At 47.2% G+C, this 25,116-nt stretch carries 21 protein-coding genes and 1 pseudogene; 8 read left to right on the forward strand and 14 right to left on the reverse strand.

Annotation, left to right across the window (positions count from 1 at the left end; all coding sequences use genetic code 11):
- Nucleotides 1–7 precede the first annotated feature (7 nt).
- The 7 genes from rseP to tsaB all read right to left on the reverse strand — a co-directional run bounded on the left by rseP (nt 8) and on the right by tsaB (nt 6,793).
- Nucleotides 8–1,363, reverse strand: coding sequence for an RIP metalloprotease RseP (gene rseP / locus ACGHVY_RS14550; protein WP_390599549.1), 1,356 nt, complete (start codon nt 1,361–1,363; stop codon nt 8–10).
- A gap of 45 nt (nt 1,364–1,408) precedes the next feature.
- On the reverse strand, nt 1,409–2,593 hold the full coding sequence (locus ACGHVY_RS14555) for a 1-deoxy-D-xylulose-5-phosphate reductoisomerase (protein ID WP_390599550.1): 1,185 nt from the start codon (nt 2,591–2,593) through the stop codon (nt 1,409–1,411).
- A gap of 2 nt (nt 2,594–2,595) precedes the next feature.
- Nucleotides 2,596–3,456, reverse strand: a complete 861-nt coding sequence (locus ACGHVY_RS14560) for a M23 family metallopeptidase (protein ID WP_308745574.1) — start codon at nt 3,454–3,456, stop codon at nt 2,596–2,598.
- Nucleotides 3,457–3,545: 89 nt separating this feature from the next.
- Nucleotides 3,546–4,088, reverse strand: coding sequence for a ribosome maturation factor RimM (gene rimM, locus ACGHVY_RS14565; protein ID WP_308745575.1), 543 nt, complete (start codon nt 4,086–4,088; stop codon nt 3,546–3,548).
- A complete protein-coding gene (gene murA, locus ACGHVY_RS14570; RefSeq protein WP_308745576.1) occupies nt 4,085–5,389 on the reverse strand; it encodes a UDP-N-acetylglucosamine 1-carboxyvinyltransferase in 1,305 nt (434 codons plus the stop codon). The genes rimM and murA overlap by 4 nt, the downstream gene beginning before the upstream one ends.
- 45 nt (nt 5,390–5,434) lie before the next feature.
- Nucleotides 5,435–6,046, reverse strand: coding sequence for a DUF4290 domain-containing protein (locus ACGHVY_RS14575; RefSeq protein WP_308745612.1), 612 nt, complete (start codon nt 6,044–6,046; stop codon nt 5,435–5,437).
- A 57-nt stretch (nt 6,047–6,103) separates the two neighbouring features.
- Nucleotides 6,104–6,793, reverse strand: coding sequence for a tRNA (adenosine(37)-N6)-threonylcarbamoyltransferase complex dimerization subunit type 1 TsaB (tsaB, locus tag ACGHVY_RS14580; RefSeq protein ID WP_390599551.1), 690 nt, complete (start codon nt 6,791–6,793; stop codon nt 6,104–6,106).
- Between the two features lie 89 nt (nt 6,794–6,882).
- On the opposite strand from tsaB, the gene ACGHVY_RS14585 reads away from it, so the two are divergent.
- Genes ACGHVY_RS14585 through nadD form a run of 3 tightly spaced genes read left to right on the forward strand, consistent with a single transcriptional unit; the run spans nt 6,883 to nt 8,987 of the window.
- Nucleotides 6,883–7,764 carry a YicC/YloC family endoribonuclease gene (locus ACGHVY_RS14585; RefSeq protein WP_308745578.1) on the forward strand — a complete coding sequence of 294 codons (882 nt, stop codon included), beginning with the start codon at nt 6,883–6,885 and terminating at the stop codon, nt 7,762–7,764.
- Nucleotides 7,765–7,817: 53 nt separating this feature from the next.
- On the forward strand, nt 7,818–8,384 hold the full coding sequence (gmk, locus tag ACGHVY_RS14590; RefSeq protein WP_308745579.1) for a guanylate kinase: 567 nt from the start codon (nt 7,818–7,820) through the stop codon (nt 8,382–8,384).
- Between the two features lie 12 nt (nt 8,385–8,396).
- Nucleotides 8,397–8,987 (forward strand): nicotinate (nicotinamide) nucleotide adenylyltransferase, encoded by a 591-nt coding sequence (nadD, locus tag ACGHVY_RS14595; protein ID WP_390599552.1) that lies wholly within the window; start codon nt 8,397–8,399, stop codon nt 8,985–8,987.
- A 56-nt stretch (nt 8,988–9,043) separates the two neighbouring features.
- On the opposite strand, the gene ACGHVY_RS14600 is transcribed toward nadD, so the two are convergent.
- The 3 genes from ACGHVY_RS14600 to ACGHVY_RS14610 all read right to left on the reverse strand — a co-directional run bounded on the left by ACGHVY_RS14600 (nt 9,044) and on the right by ACGHVY_RS14610 (nt 11,318).
- A complete protein-coding gene (locus ACGHVY_RS14600; RefSeq protein ID WP_390599553.1) occupies nt 9,044–10,108 on the reverse strand; it encodes a metallophosphoesterase in 1,065 nt (354 codons plus the stop codon).
- 54 nt (nt 10,109–10,162) lie between these two features.
- Nucleotides 10,163–11,071 carry an Rpn family recombination-promoting nuclease/putative transposase gene (locus ACGHVY_RS14605; protein WP_308745582.1) on the reverse strand — a complete coding sequence of 303 codons (909 nt, stop codon included), beginning with the start codon at nt 11,069–11,071 and terminating at the stop codon, nt 10,163–10,165.
- Nucleotides 11,072–11,144: 73 nt separating this feature from the next.
- The gene (locus tag ACGHVY_RS14610) at nt 11,145–11,318 is read right to left on the reverse strand and encodes a hypothetical protein (protein WP_390599554.1); all 174 of its coding nucleotides are present in this window, start codon (nt 11,316–11,318) and stop codon (nt 11,145–11,147) included.
- A gap of 525 nt (nt 11,319–11,843) precedes the next feature.
- Between ACGHVY_RS14610 and ACGHVY_RS14615 the strand changes: the two genes are divergently transcribed.
- On the forward strand, nt 11,844–12,554 hold the full coding sequence (locus ACGHVY_RS14615; protein ID WP_308745584.1) for a hypothetical protein: 711 nt from the start codon (nt 11,844–11,846) through the stop codon (nt 12,552–12,554).
- 142 nt (nt 12,555–12,696) lie between these two features.
- On the forward strand, nt 12,697–13,590 hold the full coding sequence (locus ACGHVY_RS14620; RefSeq protein WP_390599694.1) for a 1,4-dihydroxy-2-naphthoate polyprenyltransferase: 894 nt from the start codon (nt 12,697–12,699) through the stop codon (nt 13,588–13,590).
- Nucleotides 13,591–13,594: 4 nt separating this feature from the next.
- On the opposite strand, the gene rfbB is transcribed toward ACGHVY_RS14620, so the two are convergent.
- The 3 genes from rfbB to ACGHVY_RS14635 form a co-directional block, all read right to left on the reverse strand.
- The gene (gene rfbB / locus ACGHVY_RS14625; RefSeq protein ID WP_308745585.1) at nt 13,595–14,731 is read right to left on the reverse strand and encodes a dTDP-glucose 4,6-dehydratase; all 1,137 of its coding nucleotides are present in this window, start codon (nt 14,729–14,731) and stop codon (nt 13,595–13,597) included.
- A gap of 21 nt (nt 14,732–14,752) precedes the next feature.
- A complete protein-coding gene (rfbA, locus tag ACGHVY_RS14630) occupies nt 14,753–15,622 on the reverse strand; it encodes a glucose-1-phosphate thymidylyltransferase RfbA (RefSeq protein ID WP_308745586.1) in 870 nt (289 codons plus the stop codon).
- A 127-nt stretch (nt 15,623–15,749) separates the two neighbouring features.
- On the reverse strand, nt 15,750–16,244 hold the full coding sequence (locus tag ACGHVY_RS14635) for a metallophosphoesterase family protein (RefSeq protein WP_308745587.1): 495 nt from the start codon (nt 16,242–16,244) through the stop codon (nt 15,750–15,752).
- A gap of 55 nt (nt 16,245–16,299) precedes the next feature.
- On the opposite strand from ACGHVY_RS14635, the gene ACGHVY_RS14640 reads away from it, so the two are divergent.
- A complete protein-coding gene (locus ACGHVY_RS14640; protein WP_390599555.1) occupies nt 16,300–18,366 on the forward strand; it encodes an RNA degradosome polyphosphate kinase in 2,067 nt (688 codons plus the stop codon).
- 513 nt (nt 18,367–18,879) lie between these two features.
- Complete coding sequence (locus ACGHVY_RS14645; RefSeq protein WP_390599556.1) at nt 18,880–21,129, forward strand: anion permease; 2,250 nt, start codon at nt 18,880–18,882, stop codon at nt 21,127–21,129.
- Nucleotides 21,130–21,541: 412 nt separating this feature from the next.
- Here ACGHVY_RS14645 and ACGHVY_RS14650 read toward each other — a convergent pair whose 3' ends face one another.
- The gene (locus ACGHVY_RS14650) at nt 21,542–21,763 is read right to left on the reverse strand and encodes a carboxypeptidase-like regulatory domain-containing protein (protein ID WP_308745590.1); all 222 of its coding nucleotides are present in this window, start codon (nt 21,761–21,763) and stop codon (nt 21,542–21,544) included.
- Nucleotides 21,764–22,097: 334 nt separating this feature from the next.
- On the opposite strand from ACGHVY_RS14650, the pseudogene ACGHVY_RS14655 reads away from it, so the two are divergent.
- Nucleotides 22,098–25,109: pseudogene (locus ACGHVY_RS14655) on the forward strand (SusC/RagA family TonB-linked outer membrane protein); the annotation flags it as partial.
- Nucleotides 25,110–25,116: the final 7 nt, after the last annotated feature.

A 25,116-nucleotide genomic window follows, 5' to 3' on the forward strand; every position in this document is an offset into this window, starting at 1 on the left:
CCGGAAGTTAGAAGAAGAACCTCAATATATCATTGAAATTTGCCCAAATCAATAGACCGAAGAGCAAAACCATACCGGTCATCTGGGCGTATTCCATAAACTTGTCACTCGGTTTGCGACGGGCTATCATCTCGTAGAAGAGGAAGAGCACGTGACCGCCGTCCAAGGCAGGGATAGGCAGAATGTTCATGAAAGCCAGGATAATGGAGAGGAAGGCTGTCATGTACCAGAACTGATGCCAATCCCATGTTGCGGGGAAGATACTTCCGATAGTTCCGAAGCCGCCCAGTTGCTTGGCTCCTTCTTTGGAGAAGAGATATTTCATGTTGCCGACGTAGCCTTTCAAAGTCTTCACGCCGAGGGAAACGCCTGCGGGGAAGGATTCGAGGAAAGCATACTGTTTCTTCACCATTGGCAGCAAGCGGTCTGTCACCAGGCAGGCGGTTACTCCCATCATGTAGGCGGAGTCTACACGCATAGTCAAGGTGTCTGTTGCACCGCCACGTACATAAGTAAGGCTGATGAGACGAGGGTCGATGCTGTCTTTGAGCATAGTTGCTTCGTTTTTCTTACGTTCCGCCATCGTTTGCTTGAAGTCGGAGAAAGAAATCGGTGTTCCGTTCAGGGCGATGATGCTGTCACCCGGCAGGATGCCAGCTTGTGCGGCAGGAGAGTTTACCATTACGCTGTCTACAACGTACGGGAAACGGTAGGACGCGAAGCGGACGCTGTCTGCCAACAGGCGTTGCATCAGGTCTTCGGGAATGTAAACGGATGCTTTCGCACCGTTGCGGAGAACGCTTACTTCGCGGGCATCGGCTATTTGACTTAGCATATCGCCGTCATAACGTTCGAAAGGAACGCCGTCGGCAGAGAGAAGTACGTCACCATCCTGGAAGCCGACTGCCTTGGCTGTCTCGTTGAAGTCCATACCGAGGGGGGCTTCCTGTACCTTTATATATTGGTCACCCCAGGCGAAAAGTATCATTGAGTAGATGAACAGTGCCAGCAGGAAGTTGAACAGTACGCCACCAACCATGATTAACAGGCGTTGCCACGCCGGTTTGGAGCGGAATTCCCACGGTTGTTCGGGTTGTTTCATCTGTTCGGTATCCATCGACTCATCAATCATACCGGCTATCTTTACATAGCCGCCCAACGGCAGCCAGCCTACGGCATATTCAGTATCACTTTTCTTGGGTTTGAATTTAAAAAGGGTGAACCAAGGGTCAAAGAATAAGCAGAATTTCTCTACACGCACCTTAAATAAACGGGCAAAGAGAAAATGCCCGCCTTCATGAATGATGACGAGCAGCGAAAGGCTCATTATCAATTGCAGGGCACGAATCAAAAATGTTTCCATGTTTATTATTTACTATTTTACTATTTACAAATTACTAATCATTGCTCAGAGACTTTGCCGGCTCACCAGTTCGGAAGCGATTCTCCGTGCTTCCGCGTCGGTGGTTACATAGTCATCGTATGTGGGGTTGGCTATAAACATAGCTTGTTCCATTGTCTTTTCTATCACGTCGCTCATGCCGAGGAAGCTGATGCCGTCTTTCAGGAAAGAGGCCACCACTACCTCGTTGGCGGCATTGACGATGCAGGGCATATTGCCGCCTCTGTACATGGCTTCATAAGCCAGGGCGAGGTTGCGGAACCGCTTCGTATCGGGCTGCTCGAACGTCAGGTTGGTGCACTTGGCAAAATCAAGACGGTCGAAAGTGGAACTGATACGGTCGGGATAAGAGAAAGCGTACTGGATGGGCAGGCGCATATCGGGCATGCCTAACTGTGCTTTCACCGCACCGTCCTCAAACTGTACCATCGAGTGGATGACGGATTGCGGATGCACCACTACTTCAATCTGGCTGGGCTGGACACCAAACAGCCATTTGGCTTCGATCACCTCAAAACCTTTGTTCATCATAGAAGCGGAGTCGATGGTTATCTTGGCTCCCATCTCCCAGTTGGGATGCTTGAGGGCTTGCGTCTTGGTTACAGATTTCAGTTGTTCCAGGGTGCAGGTGCGGAAAGGCCCGCCTGAAGCGGTGAGTATTACTTTTTCTATCGGGTTGCCGACTTCTCCTGCCAAACACTGGAAAACTGCCGAATGTTCGGAATCTACGGGCAAAATCGGTGTGCGGTATTGCTGCGCTAATTGATTAATCAGTTCGCCGGCTACGACCAGCGTTTCTTTGTTTGCCAGCGCAATGGCTTTGCGGGCACGGATGGCGTTGATAGTCGGTTTCAGTCCGGCATAGCCTACCATGGCCGTCAGCACCATGTCGATGGGCGCGGCTTCTACAATCTGGCAGATGGCATCGGTTCCTGCGTACACTTTGATGGGCAGGTCGCTCAATGCTTCTTTCAGTTCGGGATACTTTGCTTCGTTGGCTATCACCACTACTTCCGGCTGGAACTTCCGTGCCTGGGCAATGAGGAGTTCGACGCGGTTGTTGGCTGTCAGCGCATAGGCTTCGTACAGGTCGGGATGTTCCTCGATGACCTGCAATGCCTGTGTACCGATAGAGCCGGTGGAGCCTAAGATGGCTATTTGTTTCTTCTTTTTATTCGTTTCTATATTCATTATTAAAATACGATATATTTCTCCGGATTCACCGGATGACCTTTGTACCAAAGTTCGAAATGCAGGTGCGGGCCCGTGCTGAGGGTTCCGCTATTGCCTACCAGGGCGATGGCTTCGCCACCTTTCACGCGGTCGCCTTCTTTCTTGAGCAGGGATCCGCAATGCTTGTAGATTGAAATAAAATCCTGGTTATGCTGCACGCCAATCAGGTAGCCGGTTTCGGCGGTATATGTGCTTAGAATGACGGTTCCATCCATTGTAGCCAGCACACTTTCGTTGGGGTTGGCGGCAATGTCCGTACCGAAATGTTTCTTTTCTGCGTTGAAATGGCCGGAAACCATTCCGCGGGTGGGACGGTAAAGGATAAGTCCCGTCACGTCCGGTTGGGAAGTGATGGATGTCAGGTTGTACTTCTCATTTTCTTCGTACTGGCGGCGGAACTCTTCTTCGCGTTTGGTGCGTTCCATCAAGGTGTCTTCGCGGGCGGCGGTCAGCGAATCGAGCGTCTGCACGCTGTCGATGGGGACTTTGCCGCTGAAGATGTCCTGAATGTTCATTATGTAGAGGTTCTGCCGGTTGAGAACCGCTTGCAGGGAGTCTACACGCAAGGCGTTGCCTACGATTTGGGAGCGGACTTCACTATTCATGTAGCCCGGAAGGTAGTTGCGCAAAGGAGTGAAGGCGATGATGCAGGCAGCAATCAGGAAAAGCACTGCCAACACGCTGAGCAGTACCGAAAGACCATTGAGTTTGGATACACGAAGCCCCACAATCTCTTCAAGTGTATTCTCGTTGACAATCGTCAGTTTATACTTAAACTTGAAATTCTTCCAGAAAGCTTTACTTCGTCTTTTCTTTGGCATCTCGGGTATTTACTATTTTACGATTTACTATTTACTATTTTCAGATTTGCTATTTTCGGGTGATGAGTGGTTCATCGTTTTGTTGGTTCTCACCGGTCATCTTCCAGTTCATCCAGGTTCAGCAACCCTTCGGGAAGCTCCACGGTGATGAGTTTCTGTTTCTGGTCTATTCCCAGGATAAACTCTTCTTGTGCAGGAACCAACAGTTCCTCGCCATCTTCTTTTTCGACAACGAAAAGGGTGTTGACGGTAGTTGTATCTACATCCACCAATTCACCCAGTGAGCCGTGGTGAATGTCTTCCATGCGGAAACCGATAAAGAAGTTCCAGGATAATTCGCCGTCTTCGGCTTCTTCGGCGTGCGCCACGGGAAAATAGACTTCTATGTTGGTGAACATACGGGCACGTTCGGCAGTATCTATTCCTTCAAGTTTCACCAAAGCGGTGGAGTCGGAACGGAAGCGGTATTCTTCGATGAAGAAAGGCACGAAGATACCGTCGAGCAGGCAGACAAGATAATCACAATCCACGCGGTCGAAAATGTCGTCCGTAAAGGTGAACTGCAATTCACCGTGGATGCCGTGCGGCTTGTTGAATAATCCTATTTTATATACTTCTTCTTTCTTTATCATATTCGGGTGATTCGGGCGCCGATGGCGTTCAGACGTCCTTCGATGTTCTGATAACCACGGTCTATTTGTTCAATGTTACTAATGGTACTGGTTCCTTCGGCACTCATTGCGGCAATCAGAAGGGCGATACCGGCACGGATGTCGGGGGACGTCAGACGTGCGCCGCGCAGCTTGAAGCCGTGGTTGTGACCGATGACTACGGCGCGGTGAGGGTCGCAAAGAATGATTTGCGCGCCCATGTCTATGAGTTTGTCAACGAAGAACAGGCGGCTTTCGAACATTTTCTGATGGATGAGCACGCTGCCTTTGGCTTGTGTGGCTACTACGAGCATCACACTCAGCAAGTCGGGGGTCAGTCCCGGCCAGGTGGCGTCCGCTATGGTCATGATGGAGCCGTCGATAAAGGATTCTATCTCGTAGGTTTCCTGTGCGGGGACATAAATATCGTCTCCTCTTTGTTCGAGCTTGATGCCCAGACGACGGAAACTTTCGGGGATAATACCGAGATTCCCGTAAGAAACATTCTTAATGGTAATCTCGCTTTTTGTCATGGCCGCCATGCCGATGAAGCTGCCGACTTCAATCATATCGGGCAGTACGGTGTGTTGCGTGCCATGCAATGCTTCTACTCCTTCGATGGTGAGCAGGTTGGACGCGATGCCGCTGATTTTCGCGCCCATGCGGTTGAGCAGGCGGCAGAGCTGCTGCACGTAGGGTTCGCAGGCTGCATTGTAGATGGTAGTAGTACCTTTGGCAAGTACGGCTGCCATCACTATATTGGCTGTTCCGGTGACGGATGCTTCGTCCAGCAGCATGTAGTTGCCCTGGAGCCTGCCGGCGGTGATTTCATAAATACCCCGTTCTTCATCGTAACGGAAATCCGCGCCCAGGGCTTGGATGCCGACAAAGTGAGTATCCAGTCGGCGGCGGCCTATCTTGTCTCCGCCCGGTTTGGAAATCAGCGCTTTGCCGAAGCGTGCCACCATCGGCCCGATAAGCATCACGGAACCGCGCAAACTGGAGCATTTCTTCAGAAATTCATCGCTTTCGAGGTAAGCGAGATCTACGTTTTCAGCTTTAAAGCTATAAGAGTCAATGCCTTTCTTTGCAACGGTAACACCCATCTCGCGCAGGAGCTGGATAAGGTTGTTGACATCCAAAATGTCAGGTATATTGTTCACCGTCACTTCCTCAGCAGTCAGCAACGTGGCACAGATTATCTGCAAAACTTCGTTTTTGGCGCCTTGCGGATGAATCTCCCCGCAGAGCCGATGTCCCCCTTCTATTACAAATGAAGCCATTGTTCAAGCATTAAGTTTTAAATATCAAGTATCAAATACTTGTTTCTAATATCTTCTCTTGTTATTCTGACGATTATTGGTATAGTTCGTCTTCGGACGATAGTTCTGATTGAGACGCTCTGCCATAAGGCGGATAATATCATCAGTCATCTGAAGCTTGCCGTCAGAAAGTTCGTAGAGATCTTCGGCAATCTTCTTATCATCTACCGTATCTTTGTTCCAAGCCATGTAGTCCTTCTTCATATGGTTGCAGATGAGGGCTATGAGATTTCTCTTTTCGTTTCCTTCGGGAAATTCAATGGCTTTCTTTATCAGGATTTCCAATGTGTGTCCGTAGTGGCGGTAACGCATACGGGCAGTGCAGTAAGGAATAGGTTCCGGACGGGTCACCAAGTTATCTTTACGGATAATCTCGTAAGGATAATCGATATCCAGTTCGAAGCCGGACATGATGGCGAGATGATCCCAGAGCTTATGCTTGAAGTCGGGTACATCGCGCAGGTGAGGGAACATATTTCCCATGATATTGATAATAGTGTTGGCACAACGCTGACGTTCTGCCCGATCCTCGATAGTCAACGCGTAATCGACCATGTTCTGGATGCTACGCCCGTATTCGGGAAGCGGCATTCTTTTTTGTTGAGTATTATATTGCATATCTTTAATGGATAATTCTACAATGGATGATGGATAATTGTTCATAACAGACGGAGCTTATAAAAGTTTTTTAGGCATTGAAGCTACAAATTCCTTCAGGTAGAAAGGTTCGAAATAAGCTACGTCTTTATAGTCTTCGGCGGCTACTGCCTTCTCTGCGAGCGGGAACATCATTTTTGCCAGCGGATGGATATCATCAATGAAATGCGCGTTGGGATGCGTAATCTTCTCGCGGCATTTACCGGCTCCGTTTCCGTAGAAGTAGACCGGCTGCCGGTCAAGATATTCCAAGTAGGATGTTTCGTCCACGATGTCGGCGGCAATGGCACGTTTCACGTTCAGGCTGCGGTCATAAAGGGCTGCATAGACTTCCATGCGGCGGGCATCAATCATCGGACAGAGCAACGCGTCTTCGGGAAGATCGTGATACAACAATACGGGAACGCTCAATACTTCGAGTGTCGGTATTCCGATCAGAGGGACATTGCGTCCGTAACAAACTCCTTTTGCCATCGAAACTCCTATCCGGAGCCCCGTATAAGAACCCGGTCCGCAACTTACGGCAACCGCATCCAACGGAATAGCATGACTGTCAATGAACGACAGCGCTTCATCTACAAATACTCCCAGAGACACGGCGTGTGAAGGACCTTTCAAGTCCTCTTTCACAAAAATCGTCTGTCCGTCTTGACTGACCGCTACCGAGCAAACAGAAGTAGAGGTTTCAATATTTAGTATACACGACATAAAAATCAGCTTATTAAATTGTCGCAAATTTACATGATTATTTCCAATTCTTAAAATATTCGTGTACTTTTGCACAAAACTTTAAGGATATGATACAGTCTATGACAGGATACGGCAAAGCTACGGCCGAACTCCCCGACAAAAAAATAAATGTAGAAATCAAGTCGCTCAACAGCAAAGCGATGGACTTGTCCACCCGCATTGCTCCGGCTTACCGTGAAAAAGAGATTGAAATCCGCAACGAGATTTCTAAAGTGCTGGAACGTGGAAAGGTGGATTTCAGCCTGTGGATTGAGAAGAAAGAGGGCGCAGACGCTATCCCTGTCAATAAGGCAATTCTTGAAAATTACTACCTTCAACTGGATTCAATCTGCAACGAACTGGGTATCCCTCGTCCGGAACCGGGAGACTGGCTTCAGGTATTGCTCCGCATGCCGGATGTGATGTCGAAAACGGAAATTCAGGAACTTTCGGAAGAAGAATGGAATACGGTTCATGCCACTGTGCTCGAAGCGGTCGGTCACCTAGTGGATTTCCGCAAGCAGGAAGGTGCCGCACTGGAAAAGAAATTCCGTGAGAAGATTGAGAATATCAACAGCTTGCTCGAAAAAATCACTCCGTACGAGAAGGAACGTGTGGAGAAGGTGAAAGAGCGTATCACGGATGCTCTCGAAAAGACTTTGAACGTGGACTACGACAAGAACCGCCTGGAACAGGAGTTGATTTATTATATCGAGAAGCTGGACGTGAATGAAGAGAAGCAACGATTGGGCAACCATCTGAAATATTTTATCAGTACGATGGAAAGTGGCAACGGACAGGGCAAGAAACTCGGATTTATCGCTCAGGAGATGGGACGTGAAATCAATACGCTGGGCAGCAAATCCAACCATGCCGAGATGCAGAAAATCGTCGTTCAGATGAAGGATGAGTTGGAACAGATTAAGGAACAGGTGTTGAACGTTATGTAATTCAAATCTTGAACGTAATTTAAATCTTGAATGTAATTTAAACCATTTCACCAATGACAGGCAAATTAATTATTTTCTCTGCCCCGTCAGGGTCGGGCAAATCTACTATCATCAATTATCTGCTGACGCAGAACTTGAATCTTGCGTTTTCTATTTCTGCCACCAGTCGCCCGCCACGGGGTACGGAGCAGCATGGGGTCGAATATTTCTTCCTCACGCCTGAAGAGTTTCGTTGCCGCATAGAGAATAATGAGTTTCTCGAATATGAAGAGGTGTATAAAGACCGCTACTACGGCACGCTGAAAGCGCAAGTGGAAAAGCAACTGGAAGCCGGACAGAATGTGGTATTCGATGTCGATGTGGTAGGCGGATGCAATATCAAGAAGTTTTATGGCGACCGGGCTTTGTCGGTGTTTATTCAGCCGCCTTCGGTAGAGGAACTGCGCTGCCGCCTGGAAGGGCGCGGAACGGATGCTCCCGAAGTGATTGAAAGCCGTATCGCAAAGGCGGAATATGAATTGAGTTTTGCTCCGCAGTTTGATCGTGTCATCGTGAATGACAATTTGGAAATAGCTAAAGAGGAAGCCTTGAAGGTCATCAAAGAATTCTTGGAAAAATAACAAAGTAGAGGGATGGCGGAAAAAGTCAGCAAGCCAAAAACCGGAATTTTCAGCGGGTCATTCAATCCGATTCATATCGGGCATCTCGCTTTAGCCAATTATCTTTGTGAATACGAGGGATTGGACGAAATTTGGTTTATGGTCAGCCCGCAAAATCCTTTAAAGACACAGGCTGAGTTATGGAGTGACGAGCTTCGTCTTCAATTAGTCGGGTTATCTATCAGTGATTACCCCCGCTTCCAAGTCTCGGATTTTGAGTGTCATCTGCCACGCCCTTCTTATAGCGTACATACATTGGAGAAGTTGCGCGAAGCGTATCCCGAACGTGAATTTCATTTTATTATCGGTTCAGATAATTGGGCACGCTTCGACCGTTGGTATCAGTCGGAGCGTATCATCAAAGAGAACCAAATCATCATTTATCCCCGTCCGGGCTTTCCCGTGAATGAAGAGGAATTGCCGGAAACGGTACGTCTCGTTCGCTCCCCTATGTTCGAAATCAGTTCTACGTTTATCCGTGAGGCTTTGGATGCAGGAAAGGACATCCGATATTTTCTGCATCCGAAAGTTTGGGAAGCAATAAAAGGTCTGCGAAATACTTAAAGCACATATCCGACAAAGTGTGAGATTCTACAAAAAAGTCATGCGAGAAAGTGTATCTACTCTGTCAGCCGATGGAGAGTAATCATTATTATTTCTGCCGGAGCACCGATACGGATTGGCATTTGTGAGGTGCCGATGCCATTGGTGACAATCAAGGGAATCTTTGCCGAGTTATAAGCCAGTCCGGTCACAAAACGATTGCCGTAATGTGAGGGCAGTATCGGAGCAATTCCAAAGATACGGACTTGTCCGCCATGTGTGTGTCCCGCCAAGGCAAGGTCGGTGTTGGCTATCGAAACGTCTTCTATATAATCCGGTGTGTGCACGAGCAGGATTACGAAGTCTTTGGGAGAAAGTGCCAAAGACGGTGACACGCCATTGCGGGCAAGGTCGAAAGGGTTGCGCACTCCGGCGATAAGAATCTGCTGGCCGTCTTTGCGAAGCGTATCCACTTTATGTTCCAACACACGCATTCCGTAATGTTCCATCGTACGCACAATATCATCGTGGCAGCGTTCATAGTCGTTATTTCCCATCACTCCGTAAGTCCCCATCGGTGTCTTTACACGCGAAAGTGCAGCGAACAAGGGTTCTACGTATTCGCAGCCTTCCTGGTAATCACCGCCCATCAAGAGGACATCTGCCTTTTGAGCAATCAAAAGATTGACCAGGCTGTTCAAACCTTGTTCTTTGAATAAGCTCTTATAGTGCAAGTCGGAAATGAAAGCGATGCGGAACCCCTCGAATGCTTCGGGAACGTCACGGTGGGTAAAGTCGTAGTTCACGACACGGTCTATGCCCGCATAGGCAGAAGAAAGTTTGACTGCCGAAGAGGTTATCTTTGTGCCACGAAGCACCCAGTCAGCGTGTTTGTCATCAACGACGGTTTCTTGTTTCTTGGGTTTACGTTTCTTGTTTTTCGAGACGTTCAGATCTTTAAGTTGAGAATGGTCGGGGGCGAACATCCCGGCAATGGCATCGGTAGTATCTGTTATCTCCTTGGAGACGGAGTCGATATTCAAAACAAGATGCGGCAAGGTTGATACGACATTCTTTTTCGATTTACAAGAAACCAGCAAAAGTAACATCAGCAGAATAAAGGGGTATATTGTTTTCTTCATTTCTCGTTTATAAATGCAGATGATTGAACGGAACCAATAAATTCATATTTCCTTTCAGATTCTCTCTATTTCCCCAATTGGAAGCCCTGTGTATTTGGCAATCATGCCATCAGACAATCCGTCCGACTTCATCTTCCTTACTATTTCCATTTTTTCTTTTTCACGGCCTTTTTTCAGTCCTTCTTCCAACCCTTCTTTCAGTCCCTCTTCATGTCCTTCCTCATGTCCTTCTTTCCGTGCCGTATTCACAGCATTCACAATATCCCGGTACGCTTTCACGCTGTCCTCATACTCTCTCAACTGTTTTGGGGTGAAACGGGTTATTGAAGCAGCTTCGAACAGACGGCTGAAGACGCGTTCCTGCAATGCAGCTGGACGTTCCAGCAGGCGGGATAGATTTTTCAAGACGAAAACCCATTTTTCGAACAATGTTTCCAGTTCATGTTCCGTCTTGGTAAACTTGGGGAGTTCCAAATAGATGAATGTAAGTTTGTCGTAAAATACTTTTTTGGTATTTACATCCATCAATTTCACCTCATGATGAAAATAGTCCTTTGAATCCTTGTCTTCATCGAACACAAAATTGAGTATTCCTACCGTATAGACCGATTCGAGTCGATAATCCCAATCTCCCCGTTTGGCCTGTTCGCGGATGGGAAAGGTGGAATAATAGACACTGCGGTCTTTGAAGAATTGTTGGAATACATTCTGCATCTCGACAATGAATTTTTCACCGCTTTCCGTTTCACAATACACATCAAAGATGGCACGGCGGTCTTCTTTACGAATACCCAATTGCTCGCCGTTAAGATAAGTAAGGTCTTCGATGATATATGTTCCATGAAAAAGAGCGTTCAAAAAGCCGATTAACAGTTCTTTATTCATGGGTGTTCCGAAAAGGTATTTGAATCCGAAATCTGTTCTCGGGTCAATATATAGTTCCTTCCATTCATTTACTGACATAAGCGTGAGATTTAAATGATTAGAAAACAAAGATAATCGTTTTAATTTGATATCTGATAAACTAAATGAAAGATTATTCATATCTGTTTCTTTTCGTACGTTTCTTCTCAGCCAATCCACCAATCCACTGATACACCGATACAGGTTCCCACAGAAAGCAGTATTTCTTCTCTAATCGATTAATACTCCTACCAGCAACCACAGTGCTGACCGAACCGGAACGCTTCCTGTTCTTTCGAGCAAACATGCAGCAATAAAGTCAGGCAAAAGTGAATATACTCTTTTGTCCAAAAGATTAAATGAGAAAAAGTCGTGGATAATTGTGAGGAAATGAGCCAAAGGGTATTTCAAAATTTACTACAAGTTACACAGTCCCATAGAATCGGCAAAATTCTGTTTCGCAACACATCTATTCAATTTATCACTGCTGAATATGGGACAAAATCATCGTTTTCGATATCTTTGTGCCGGAAACGTAAGTATTAATCTTTTAAAACAGTATGGTAATGAATTGAATAAACAGGAAACAGATATTTGGGAAACATTTGCATTTTTACAAAAGGCCTTCCACTGAATGAATTAAACAATAAGTAATAATCATGGAAAGCGCTCTTGTTCATACTTGAAAAGATGAAATCAATTTTCCCAAAATCAGTATGGTTTATGATTGACAGGAAAAGCTATGAGGAATATTACATTAAAATGTTTTATGACAACGAGTATAATCATTCAAACGGAAAAGACTTGTAACCATCATCCCAAAAACAAAAATATGAAGAAAGCCAATCTTATAATATTGTTTCTTTTATGGTCAATAGCTTGCTATTCACAAACTATTGACCAAGTTGAGAACGACACTACTGTAATAACAGAATACAACGATGGAGTATTATGGCTCTATAGGGATATTGAAAATGTCACTGTAGGAACCACATGTTATAAAATCAAAGACTACGGGAAACATTATCAAATACATATTTACATCTATAATCATAGTGACACATCTTTACTGTTTGACCCGACAAAGGTTTCAGCATATTTAACGACAAAAACAGCAGACACACTACAACTTCAAGTATATACAAACGAAATGTTTCAGAGAAAGGTAAGACGGTCACAAACATGGGCCATGGCTTTATATGGATTTTCTACCGGACTTAGTGCAGGAATGGCAGGATATTCCACTTCTTACTCTACCACTTATTCACCGAATGGTCTTCCATACACCACAGTCACCCAACATTATGATGCAAATGCTACATTGCAAGCCAATATGGCCGCATCCCATCAGATGCAGACGTTAGGAAACATGATGGAAAACGACAGAGAAGTCAAGGAACAGGGGTATATGAAAATAAACACCATTCATCCGGGTGAATGTATCATAGGCTATATGAATATCAAACGAAAAAAAGGAACCATTATGACCGTCTTCATCCCCGTTAATGGCGTTGTGTATTCTTTCGACTGGGATGTGAGGTAAAAGTAATAGAGAATATTTCCCAAATAGTATTATCTTTGTCCGTCAAAACTTCTTATGGGATATAAAAGTACAGAAACAGCAAGAAGATAACAGCATGGAAGAAGTAGAACGCAACAGCATGGAAGATGCAAAACGTAACAGTATGGAAGCAGTAAAGCGTAACTCATTGCAAGCATGGATATTAGCAGCACGCCCCAAGACACTCACAGGAGCCATCACCCCCGTCATGATAGGTACGGCCCTTGCCGCAATGGACGGACATTTCCATTGGCAGCCCGCACTCGTCTGCTGCCTGTTTGCGGGTTTGATGCAGATTGCCGCCAATTTCATCAATGACCTTTTCGACTTCCTCAAAGGAACCGACCGCGAAGACCGCCTGGGCCCTGAACGCGCCTGCGCACAAGGATGGATTTCTCCACAGGCGATGAAAAGAGGAATTATTGTGACCGTTGCCCTTGCCTGTCTTATCGGTTGCACATTGCTTTTTTTTGCCGGATGGGAGCTTATTATTGTAGGAGTACTTTGCGTATTGTTTGCTTTTCTTTATACTACGGGACCTTATCCCCTCTCCTACAATGGTTGGGGAGATATATTAGTCATTGTCTTTTTCGGATTCGTACCCGTGGGTGGAACTTACTATGTGCAAGCATTGACATGGACACCGGACGTCACCATCGCTTCCCTTGTCTGCGGATTGCTAATCGACACCCTGCTGGTAGTGAACAACTACCGCGACCGCGAAGCGGACGCACACAGCGGAAAACGGACGGTTATTGTCCGCTTCGGCGAGAAGTTCGGACGCTACTTTTATTTGTCATTGGGGATTGCGGCTTCTCTCCTCTGCCTGTATTTCCTTTTTGAAGGACATATCTATGCAGCCCTTCTACCACAACTCTACCTGATTCCCCATGTATTTACCTGGAGACGGATGGTAAAGATATATAGTGGTAAAAAATTAAACAGCATATTAGGCGAGACTTCGCGCAATATGCTGCTTATGGGTATTCTTTTATCAATCGGAATGTTGATAAGTTGAGAAATTATTTCCCGTACATCTTTTCGTAATAACCTTGATAATCACCACTGGTGACTTCTTCTACCCAAGCCTGGTTTTCCAAGTACCATTCGATGGTCTTGACGATTCCGATTTCGAATTTCGTTTCCGGATACCATCCTAAGGCATTTGTAATCTTCGTCGGATCGATGGCATAGCGCTGGTCGTGTCCCAGGCGGTCTTTGACGAAAGTAATCAGGTCTTCGTTAATCCAGTCGACAGATATTTCGCCGTTGGCATCTTTCACTTTCTTCTTGAGTATCTTACGATATTCGGGGTTCTCTGTCATCAGGCGGTGAATGGTAGCGATAGTCAGTTTCACGATTTCGAGATTTGTCTTCTCATTATGTCCGCCTACGTTGTACACTTCGCCCTCCTTGCCTTCACGCACTACGAGGTCGATTGCCTTGCAGTGGTCTTCCACATAAAGCCAGTCGCGCACGTTGCTGCCGTCACCGTAGACAGGCAGATGCTTTCCTTCAAGGATATTCTTGATAATCAACGGAATCAGTTTCTCCGGGAAGTGGTACGGACCGTAGTTATTGGAGCAACGGGTAATCGTAACCGGCATCTTATACGTGTCGTGATAAGCCATTACAAACATATCCGCACTTGTTTTGGAAGCACTGTACGGGCTGTGAGGACAAAGCGGGGTCGTTTCGGTGAAATACCCTTCGGCTCCGAGTGAACCATACACTTCGTCGGTAGATACCTGATGATAACGTACGCCCTTTCTCCAAGTCGGATACCCCTGTTCGTCTTTACCCATCACCCATGCACGACGCGCACAATCCAGCAGATTCTGCGTTCCGAGAATATTCGTAATCAGGAACAGTTGCGGATTTTCGATGCTGCGGTCCACATGACTTTCGGCAGCAAAATTCACTACATAGTCAAAGCGGTACTCAGCAAAAAGACCGTCTACAACATCGCGGTTGCAAATATCTCCCTTGATAAAGAAACAGCGTTCGTTGTCAATGTCTTTGGCAATCGTTCCCAAGTTACCTGCATACGTCAGAGCGTCCAGTATCACGACTTTGGCATCGCTATGCTTGGCTAAGATGTACTTGATGTAATTCGCACCGATAAAGCCTGCGGCACCGGTCACTAAATAAGTTTTCATATTTTATTTATTATGTTGATTTTAGGATTGTTTTGCCAGTTCGATGAGGTACTTGCCATACTCGGTCTTTTCGAGCCGCTGTCCCAACAGAAGCAGTTGCTCGGTCGGAATCCATCCCTGGCGCCAGGCAATTTCTTCAATGCAACTAACGTAAAATCCCTGACGGTTCTGAATAGTAGCCACGAAATTGGAGGCTTCCAGCAGACTGTCGCAATTTCCCGTATCCAGCCAGGCGAATCCGCGTCCGAACAGTTCGACTTTCAACGTACCTTCTTCCAGATAAAGGCGGTTCAAATCCGTTATTTCATATTCTCCACGAGCCGAAGGGCGAAGAGCCGCCGCTTTCTCGGTCACGCTGGCATCATAGAAGTAAAGTCCGGGCACTGCATAATTACTTTTCGGCACTTCCGGCTTTTCTTCCAAAGAAATCACATTTCCCTGTTCGTCAAACTCCACCACACCGTAAGCGCGCGGATCTTTCACGTAATAGCCAAAAATACAGGCTCCTTTTTCCACACTTGCAGCCCGGCGAAGCATGGCGGAGAATCCCTGTCCGTAGAACATATTATCACCGAGAATCAGACATCCCGGTTCACCGTTCAAGAAATCAGCTCCCAAGACGAAAGCCTGTGCCAATCCGTTGGGTTGCTCCTGAATCTTGTAGGAGAAGGACATTCCCAATTCCTCACCCGTCCCCAGCAAATCACGGAACATCGGCAAGTCACGCGGAGTTGAGATAACCAGCACTTCACGTATGCCTGCCAACATCAGTGTGGACAGCGGATAATAAATCATCGGCTTGTCATACACAGGCATAATCTGTTTGGAAATCGCTTTGGAAAGCGGATAAAGGCGGGTAGCACTTCCTCCGGCGAGAATAATTCCTTTCATGTTCGTCTAAGTTAATTCATTAACTGTGTGCAAAGGTCGGAAAGAAATCTGAAATGACAAAAATAATGTGCCATTATTTCAATGCGCCGCCATGCCAATTCTCGATTGCGGCTCATAGGATGAATCATTATTTATCCGCCAGTTCGATTACTTCCAAATCTCTGAACGCCCCCTGGTCGATAACAAAACGCACCAAGGTCCGCACCTTATGGAAGCCGGACATCCCTGCCGCCCCCGGATTGATATGTAGCATATCCAGTGTTTTGTCATATTTCACCTTTAATATATGCGAATGTCCGCTGACGAAAAGTTTTGGCGGACGTGCCATCAGGCTGCCGATAATCGAAGGATCATACTTCCCCGGATAACCACCGATATGCTTTATCAGCACTTCCGCACCGTCCACCGTAAAGCGGTTTACCTGCGGAAACAGTTTTCTGATTTCCTGCCCGTCTATATTTCCATAGACGGCACGGAACGGACGAAATGCTGCCAGCTTCTCCGCAACTTCCACTGAGCCAATATCTCCGGCATGCCAAATCTCGTCACACGGCTCGAAATATTCCAAGTATTTCTCGTCCCAGTAAGCGTGAGTATCAGATAATAATCCAATTCTTGTCATAAAATTCTTTGTTTAATCCCACAAAGATACTATATTTGGAAAAATCTTAAAGCACATGGAAAGCAAATATAATTATTTTAAGCGGGATATCAGTTGGCTGTCATTCAACTACCGCGTATTGATGGAAGCTCTGGACGAGCATCTCCCGCTCTACGAGCGTATTAATTTTATTTCCATCTACTCTTCCAATCTCGAAGAATTTTACAAAATCCGTGTAGCCGACCATAAAGCTGTCGCTTCGGGAGCTACGGAAAGCGACGAAGAGACCGTACAATCCGCCCGCGAGCTTGTAGAAGAAATCAACAGGGAAGTCAACCGGCAACTGGACGACCGTGTACGCATCTACGAACAAAAGATACTGCCCGCCCTGCGCAAAAACCATATCATATTCTATCAGGACAGACACGTAGAACCGTTCCACCAGCAGTTTATCAAAGACTTCTTCAAAGAGGAAATCTTTCCTTATCTTCAGCCCGTACCCGTATCCAAGGATAAAATCGTCTCCTTCCTGCGAGACAACCGGCTTTATCTTGCCATCCGCGTCTATCTGAAGAACACCGAGCCACGTACTCCCTATTACTTCGTCATGAAACAACCCTACGCCAAGGTACCCCGCTTCATCGAACTTCCGTCTTACGAGAAGAATCACTACCTGATGTTCACCGAAGACATCATCAAGGCGAACCTCAACCTCATCTTCCCCGGCTACGACATCGACTCGAGCTACTGCATCAAAATCTCCCGCGACGCCGATATCCTGATTGACGACACCGCCAGCAGCGCCGACCTCGTGGCCCAACTGAAGAAAAAAGTAAAGAAACGCAAGATAGGCGACGTATGCCGTTTTGTCTACGACCGTGCCATGCCGCAAGACTTCCTGGACTTCCTTGTAGACGCCTTCCATATCCACCGTGACGAACTCGTCCCCGGCGACAAGCACTTGAATCTGGAAGACCTGCGCCATCTCCCCAACCCGAACAAATCTCTGCGTGGCCTTGAAAAACCGAAGCCTATGAAGCTCACCGTCCTCGACGAAAAGGAATCCATCTTCAACTACGTCGCCCAAAAGGACTTGCTGCTCTATTACCCTTACCACTCTTTCGAGCACTTCATCCACTTCCTCTACGAAGCCGTACACAACCCGGAAACCCGCGAAATCATGGTGACACAATACCGCGTGGCCGAAAACTCCGCCGTCATCAACACCTTGATAGCCGCCGCCCAAAACGGTAAGAAAGTCACCGTATTCGTAGAACTGAAAGCCCGTTTCGACGAAGAGAACAACCTCGCCACCGCCGAAATGATGCAAGCCGCCGGCATCAAAATAATATACAGCATCCCCGGTCTGAAAGTCCATGCCAAGGTAGCCCTCATCCGCCGCCGCGGACTGAACGGCGAAAAACTCCCCAGCTACGCCTACATCAGCACCGGCAACTTCAACGAGAAAACCGCCACGCTCTACGCCGACTGCGGACTCTTCACCTGTCGCAAAGAGATAGTGAACGACCTCTACAACCTCTTCCGCACGCTCCAAGGCAAGGAAGACCCGAAGTTCACCACTCTTCTCGTTGCCCGCTTCAACCTCATCCCGGAACTGAACCGCCTCATCGACCGCGAAATAGCCCTCGCCGACCAAGGCAAGCAAGGACGCATCATCCTCAAAATGAACGCCCTTCAAGACCCCACCATGATTGACCGCCTCTACGAAGCATCCGAACACGGCGTACAAATAGACCTCATCGTCCGCGGTATCTGCTGCCTCATCCCCAGTCAGCCATACAGCCGTAACATCCGTGTCACCCGTATTGTAGACAGTTTCCTGGAGCACGCCCGCATCTGGTACTTCGGCAACGACGGCAACCCCAAAGTCTTTATGGGATCGCCCGACTGGATGCGCCGTAACCTCTACCGCCGCATCGAAGCCGTCACACCCATCCTCGCTCCTGACCTGCGCGACAGCCTGATAGAAATGCTCAACATCCAACTCGCCGACAACCAAAAAGCCTGCTGGGTGGACGCCCAACTGCAAAACGTATTCAAAAAAAGAATACCCGGCACGCCAAGCATCCGAGCACAATACACCTTCTATGACCGGCTGAGTAAAAATACAAACACACTATAATCAACAAATGGCAAAGAAACAGATTCATTTCCGTACGCGGTTATGAACTAATTTCGAACTTGTGCTAATTTGTCGTTAATACTGAATGAATTTATGATTGATGATGCATGATTTTATTCGTCTGACAGTTGTTGAACTTTCGTCTGACAACTGTTATTCTTCCGTCTGACAACTGTCAGACGAAAGTTCAACAACTGTCAGACGAATAAATTTATATATAACGGGGATTAAATCATTGCATACTGCCAATCTAATTTTAGAAAAACTAAGATTAGTTCATTTCCGTACCGTTCAGCTCATTTCCGTACGGAAATGAATTGGTTTGAAGATAGTTATCAAAAAAAAACGTTCAGACTGCCCCCGCAATCCCCACACCACACTCCCATCTCGCAACAAGCCCCCGCATGGCTCTAATTTTTCCTTGATGTAACACAAATGTAACACATATGACACCTCTCTGCAACGTCTATTCCCGTCCTTTGCACCCGGAAATAACATACACACATATTATTTATGGAGACAATTTATTTATGCATCATCATCTTCCTCTTCGTCCTCGCCATTTTCGACCTGATAGTCGGCGTGAGCAATGACGCAGTCAACTTCCTGAACTCGGCGGTAGGCGCCAAGGCCGCCTCGTTCAAAACCATCCTGTTCATAGCCGGCATCGGCATCTTCATCGGCGCCTCACTGTCCAACGGAATGATGGACATCGCCCGTCACGGCATCTACCAGCCCGAGCACTTCTACTTTGCCGAAATCATGTGCATCCTGCTCGCCGTCATGCTGACCGATGTAGTACTGCTTGACGTATTCAACTCCATGGGTATGCCCACCTCTACCACCGTATCCCTCGTCTTCGAGCTCCTCGGCGGAACCTTTGCCCTCTCCCTCATCAAAGTACACAACAGTGATACCCTCGGCCTAGGCGACCTCATCAATACCGACAAGGCTCTCTCCGTCATCATGGCCATCTTCGTATCCGTCGCCATCGCCTTCTTCTTCGGAATGCTCGTGCAGTGGATAGCCCGCGTGGTCTTCACCTTCAACTATAAGAAAAAGATGAAATACAGCATCGCCCTCTTCGGCGGCATCGCTGCAACCTCCATCATCTACTTCATGCTCATCAAAGGTCTGAAAGACAGTTCTTTCATGACCCCCGACAATAAACACTGGATACAGGAAAACACATGGATGCTCATCACCGTCTTTTTCGTATTCTTCACCATACTGATGCAAATACTCCACTGGCTCAAAGTCAACGTCTTCAAAGTCGTCGTCCTCATGGGCACCTTCGCCCTTGCCCTCGCCTTCGCCGGCAACGACCTCGTCAACTTCATCGGCGTCCCCCTCGCGGGCTTCTCATCCTTCATGGACTACACCGCCAACGGAGCAGGCAACGCCAACGGCTTCCTGATGACCTCACTGCTAGGCCCCGCCAAAACCCCGTGGTACTTCCTCATCGGCGCCGGTGCCATCATGGTCTATGCCCTCTGCACCTCTAAAAAAGCCCATGCAGTAATCAAGACTTCCGTCGACCTCTCCCGCCAGGACGAAGGTGAAGAAACTTTCGGAAGCACCCCGATAGCCCGCACGGTAGTCCGCATCAGCATGACACTTGCCAACAGCATCTCACGCATCATGCCGGAAAACAGCAAGCAATGGTTCAGCTCCCGCTTCCGTAAAGACGAAGCCATCATCGCCGACGGAGCTGCCTTCGACCTTGTCCGCGCATCCGTCAACCTCGTACTGGCAGGTCTGCTCATCGCCTTGGGAACTTCACTGAAGCTCCCCCTCTCCACCACCTACGTCACCTTCATGGTAGCCATGGGTACTTCACTCGCCGACCGCGCCTGGGGACGTGACTCCGCCGTCTACCGTATCACAGGTGTACTGAGCGTCATCGGCGGCTGGTTCATCACCGCAGGAGCAGCCTTTACCATCTGTTTCTTCGTCGCCCTCGTACTCCATTACGGTGGCAACATCTCCATCATCGCCCTTATCGCCCTCGCTGTATTCATCCTGATACGCAGCCAGGTGATGTATAAGAAACGCAAAGCGAAAGCGCAAGGCAACGAAACGCTGAAGCAACTCATGCAGACCACAGACAGCGAAGAAGCCCTGCAACTGATGCGCAAGCACACCCGCGAAGAGCTCTCCAAAGTACTGGAATATGCAGAAACGAATTTCGAACTCACCGTCACCTCTTTCCTGCACGAAAATCTCCGCGGACTGCGCCGTGCGATGGGTTCCACCAAGTTTGAAAAGCAGCTCATCAAACAGATGAAGCGTACGGGAACCGTAGCCATGTGCCGTCTCGACAACAACACCGTACTCGAAAAAGGACTTTACTACTACCAGGGCAACGACTTCGCCAGCGAACTGGTATACAGTATCGCCCGTCTCTGCGAACCGTGCCTGGAACATATCGACAACAACTTCAACCCGCTGGACGCTATCCAGAAAGGTGAATTCAGCGATGCCGCCGAAGATATCACCTACCTGATTCAACAATGCCGCAAGAAGCTGGAAAACAACGAGTACAACAACATGGAAGAAGAAATCCGCCGCGCCAACGACCTCAATGGTCAGCTCTCACTACTGAAACGCAAAGAGCTGCAACGCATACAAAGCCAATCGGGAAGCATCCGCGTAAGCATGGTCTATCTGACAATGGTTCAGGAAGCTCAAAACGTAGTGACTTACACTATCAACCTGATGAAAGTAAGCCGCAAGTTCCAAATGGAAAACGAAATGCCATAAAGCCAACCTCCGCCCGAAACGGCAGATATAAGAAAGTCATTGCAAACGAATACTCAAATCGTTTGCAATGCCCCCCAAAAAAACATAAGCCCCGAAAACAAAAGGACGAAATCCAGATGAATGCAGTACTTGCTACAATCAAGTCTTCTACATATTATTCCATATTCAAGTAGATGTTTCTTCTCCTTCCCAAAAAGGAAATCCCTCTCAATTTCCCCCACCCAATCGGGTAGAATCTCAGCACTCGCTTCGAAAACGGAAAAAGAGCCAATACCACTCATTTCACAAAAACAGGAAAAGAAAGTTTCAATAAAAGAAACAAAGTGAAGTGTTAAATTGCTAAATTCGAAAAAGAAATACTGATTTACAGTATGATAGAAGAAAAACAAAAGAGGAAAAGGAAGAAAAAAGACTAATAAGTCTTAGAAGTACTTGGTACATTAGTGATTGTAAACTTACCATCAATATCAGTGATAGTACCAAGGGAAGTGCCATTCACCAATACTGAAGCACCTACGACAGGTTGTCCGTCCTCTTCAGAAGTTACCAACCCGGTAACTCTGGACGTTTGCGCTGTCATCAAACCTATGCCTATAAAAAGGAAGGTCATTAAGAACATCAATTTTCTTTTCATAAATTCTCTCTTAAATTTAACCTATAAACAGATTTTTTCATATCTAACAGGTTGCAAAGATAATACAAATTATAACAAGTAGAAAAATATGTTATACTTTTAACTAAAAAGTATCATATTGTAAGCACATCAATAGATAAAATGAGAGTTTAAAACGAAATATTTTCTATTTAGCAATTTTTAAGCATTATAATTATCAGTAAGAAAGTGTCAACAAAATCAAGATTTGAGCAAGAAAATCGTTAGCTCTTCTCCAAACAGAGCATCTTTTCGTTATTTTACGACTACAAATATAGAAAAGGAGTATTAACAATAGTGAAAGTGGAAAGGGCTATTACCAAGTACTTCTAAAACTTTGCGCGTTTCTTATGTAGGAATGATTCCACAAGACGTGACAATCAGAGAAGGATTGCTGAAAATTATCCTTCGTTCGGATGCGAAGGCATTGGACGAAGTAGTAGTCACCGCTTTGGGTATTAAGAGAAGCGAGAAGATATTAGGTTATGCTGCTTCTACGGTCAAGAGTGACGATCTTGTTGCAGCTAAGTCAGGTTCGGTGATGTCCGGACTTTCCGGAAAGATAGCCGGTGTAAATATCTCCAGTGCCGGGACAGCCGGTAGTTCTCAAAAAGTGATTGTGCGTGGATACTCGTCCTTCGCAAGCAACCAGCCGCTGTACGTCATTGACGGTGTGCCGATGTCCAACAATACCAGCCTCTCCAACGACCTCGGCAACGGTGTTATCGACGCCAGTGACGCAGTCGACTTCGGTAACGGTGCCAACGACATCAACCCGGACGATGTAGAATCGGTGACCATATTGAAAGGCGCGTCAGCTACGGCACTCTACGGCTCGAGAGCGGCCAACGGTGTCGTGATGATTACCACCAAACGTGCCAAACAAGAAAAACTGACAATCTCTTATGACGGTTCATTCATGGCTTCGAACGTGCTGCGCGTGCCGCAGGAACAAGACAAGTTCGGCCAGGGATGGGGAATCTGGGACAGTGCCGAGAATGGTTCATGGGGACCTGTACTCGACGGCAGACTCCATGAATGGGGTTCCTACAACCTGAGCACTCCGATGAAAAAGAATTTCTCGTTCGTGAAAGACAACCTTCGCAACTTCTACACTACCGGATTCGAGATGAACAACAACGTCAGCGTACGTACCGGTAACGAAAAGATGGGATTGATGCTTTCTTACGGCAACACCTCTTCAAATGGTGTATTGCCCGACAACGCCGACAAATATGAACGTAACACGTTCTCTTTCCGCGGCAACATGAACTTCGGCAAGTTCAGCGCCGACGCAAGCATCACCTATATCCGCAAGGATATGACAAAAGCTGCCGCCGGACAGGGTAAAGCAGGAGCAACCATGCAGCAGGAACTGATACAGCATCCCGTAGACATAGACTACTCAGTAATGAAAGACTATAACGACGAACGTTATGACGCCGACAACTATTATACTTGGTACGCGCAAAACCCGTACTGGGTACTCGCCAACAACAAGAACAGCTATCAGGACGACCGTATCTACGGTAAACTGGAATTGTCATACGAAGTCATCCCCGGATTGAAAGCTGTGGGACGTCTTGGCGGCGACTTCACCAACTCACGCCAGAAACTGCGTACTGCGAAACTGACTTACGCAGACAACTCGTACAGTACCGACGGCGGTAAATCCGATGAAAAGGGGACTTATACCGAACGTACCGACAACTACGACCAAATCGACGCTACGATATTCGTAAACGCCAACTATAATATCGGTTCGGACATTACACTGGGCGGTACCGCCGGTTGGAACCTCAACCAACGGAAGTCGTCTTACCTCAAGTCTTATCTCGAGGGGCTCTTCATGGAGGGATGGTACAACCTGCAGAACGGTATCGACAAACCTGTCAGCACCAACTACAGAGACTTGCGCAGAACAATCGGTGCTTTCGCCCAGGTAGAATTCGGGTACAAGAATTTCTGGTTTGTCAACCTCTCCGGACGTAACGACTGGTCGTCAACCCTGCCAATCAACAACAACAGTTTCTTTTACGGTGGCATCAATACGTCACTCATACTGACCGATATGTTCCCTTCACTGAAAAACAACGTGATGGACTTCCTCAAAGTACGTGCCGCATGGGGACAAACCGGTAATGACGCTGATGTATACAGAACATTGGCATACTATATCCCCGACCATATCTCCAGTGGATTCGGATACCTCGACGCACCCTTGAACGGTGCGCTGGGACTGACTGAATACAACCGCCAGCCTAACAACAACCTGAAACCGGAAAAGACTTCCGAATGGGAATTAGGACTGACAGCCAACTTCTTCAACAACCGCATCGGCATCGATGTCGCTTATTATGACAAGCTGACCAAAAACCAAATCATCTCGGCAGATGTAGCGCCGGAAACCCGCTACACGACAGCCGTACGCAACGTCGGTGAAATTTCGAACAAGGGTATTGAAATTGCGCTGAATTTCACTCCGGTACGCACCAAAGAAGTAGAATGGGACTTGGGCGTGACGTTCAGCAAGAACTGGAGCAAGGTAAACAAACTGTGGAACGAAGGCAGCAAACCGGTGACGGAATATGTATTGCAAACCGCATACAGTGTGAACTTCGTAGCTAAGGTGGGTGAACCGCTCGGTATTTTCCAAGTGCCCGCCATCGCAACCGTACAAGACGAGAACAGCCCCTACTACGGGAAAACAATTGTTGACGCCAACGGTATCCCGACCACCAGCAACAGCGAAATGAAGACTATCGGTTCTTCATCTCCCGACTTCACCATGGGCTTCAATACAAGCCTCAAATACAAAGGTTTCACCCTTTCAGCAGTAGCCGACTGGCGCAAAGGCGGCTATATGTACTCATACACCGCGCAGTTGATGCATTTTGTGGGTAACACGACTCGCTCGGTATTCAACAACCGCGACCCGTTCGTTGTGCCCAACTCCGTTGTCGCACTTCCGGGCGGCGGATATGCAGAAAACAACAATCCGGTGACGAGCGACAACATGAGCAACTATTACAGCGACTCTTACTCAAGAAGCCAGTTCGAAAACTTCGTTATCCCGAAAGGCTACCTGAAACTGAGAGAACTGGTACTCTCTTACTCACTGCCCAAAGCATGGATTTCCAAACTCGGAATCCGCCAGTTGGACGTAAGTTTCATCGGACGCAACCTCTTCATGTGGACCCCGAAAGCCAACAATTACGTTGACCCTGAAATCACAAACTATGGTAATGACATCACCTCTGAACTCGGAGAGTTTGCCGCTCTTCCTTCTACACGCAACATAGGTGGTGGTATTAAAGTTGTATTCTAAAAGACGA

The organism is Bacteroides sp. f07, from assembly GCF_042854785.1.
Taxonomy (GTDB): Bacteria; Bacteroidota; Bacteroidia; order Bacteroidales; family Bacteroidaceae; genus Bacteroides.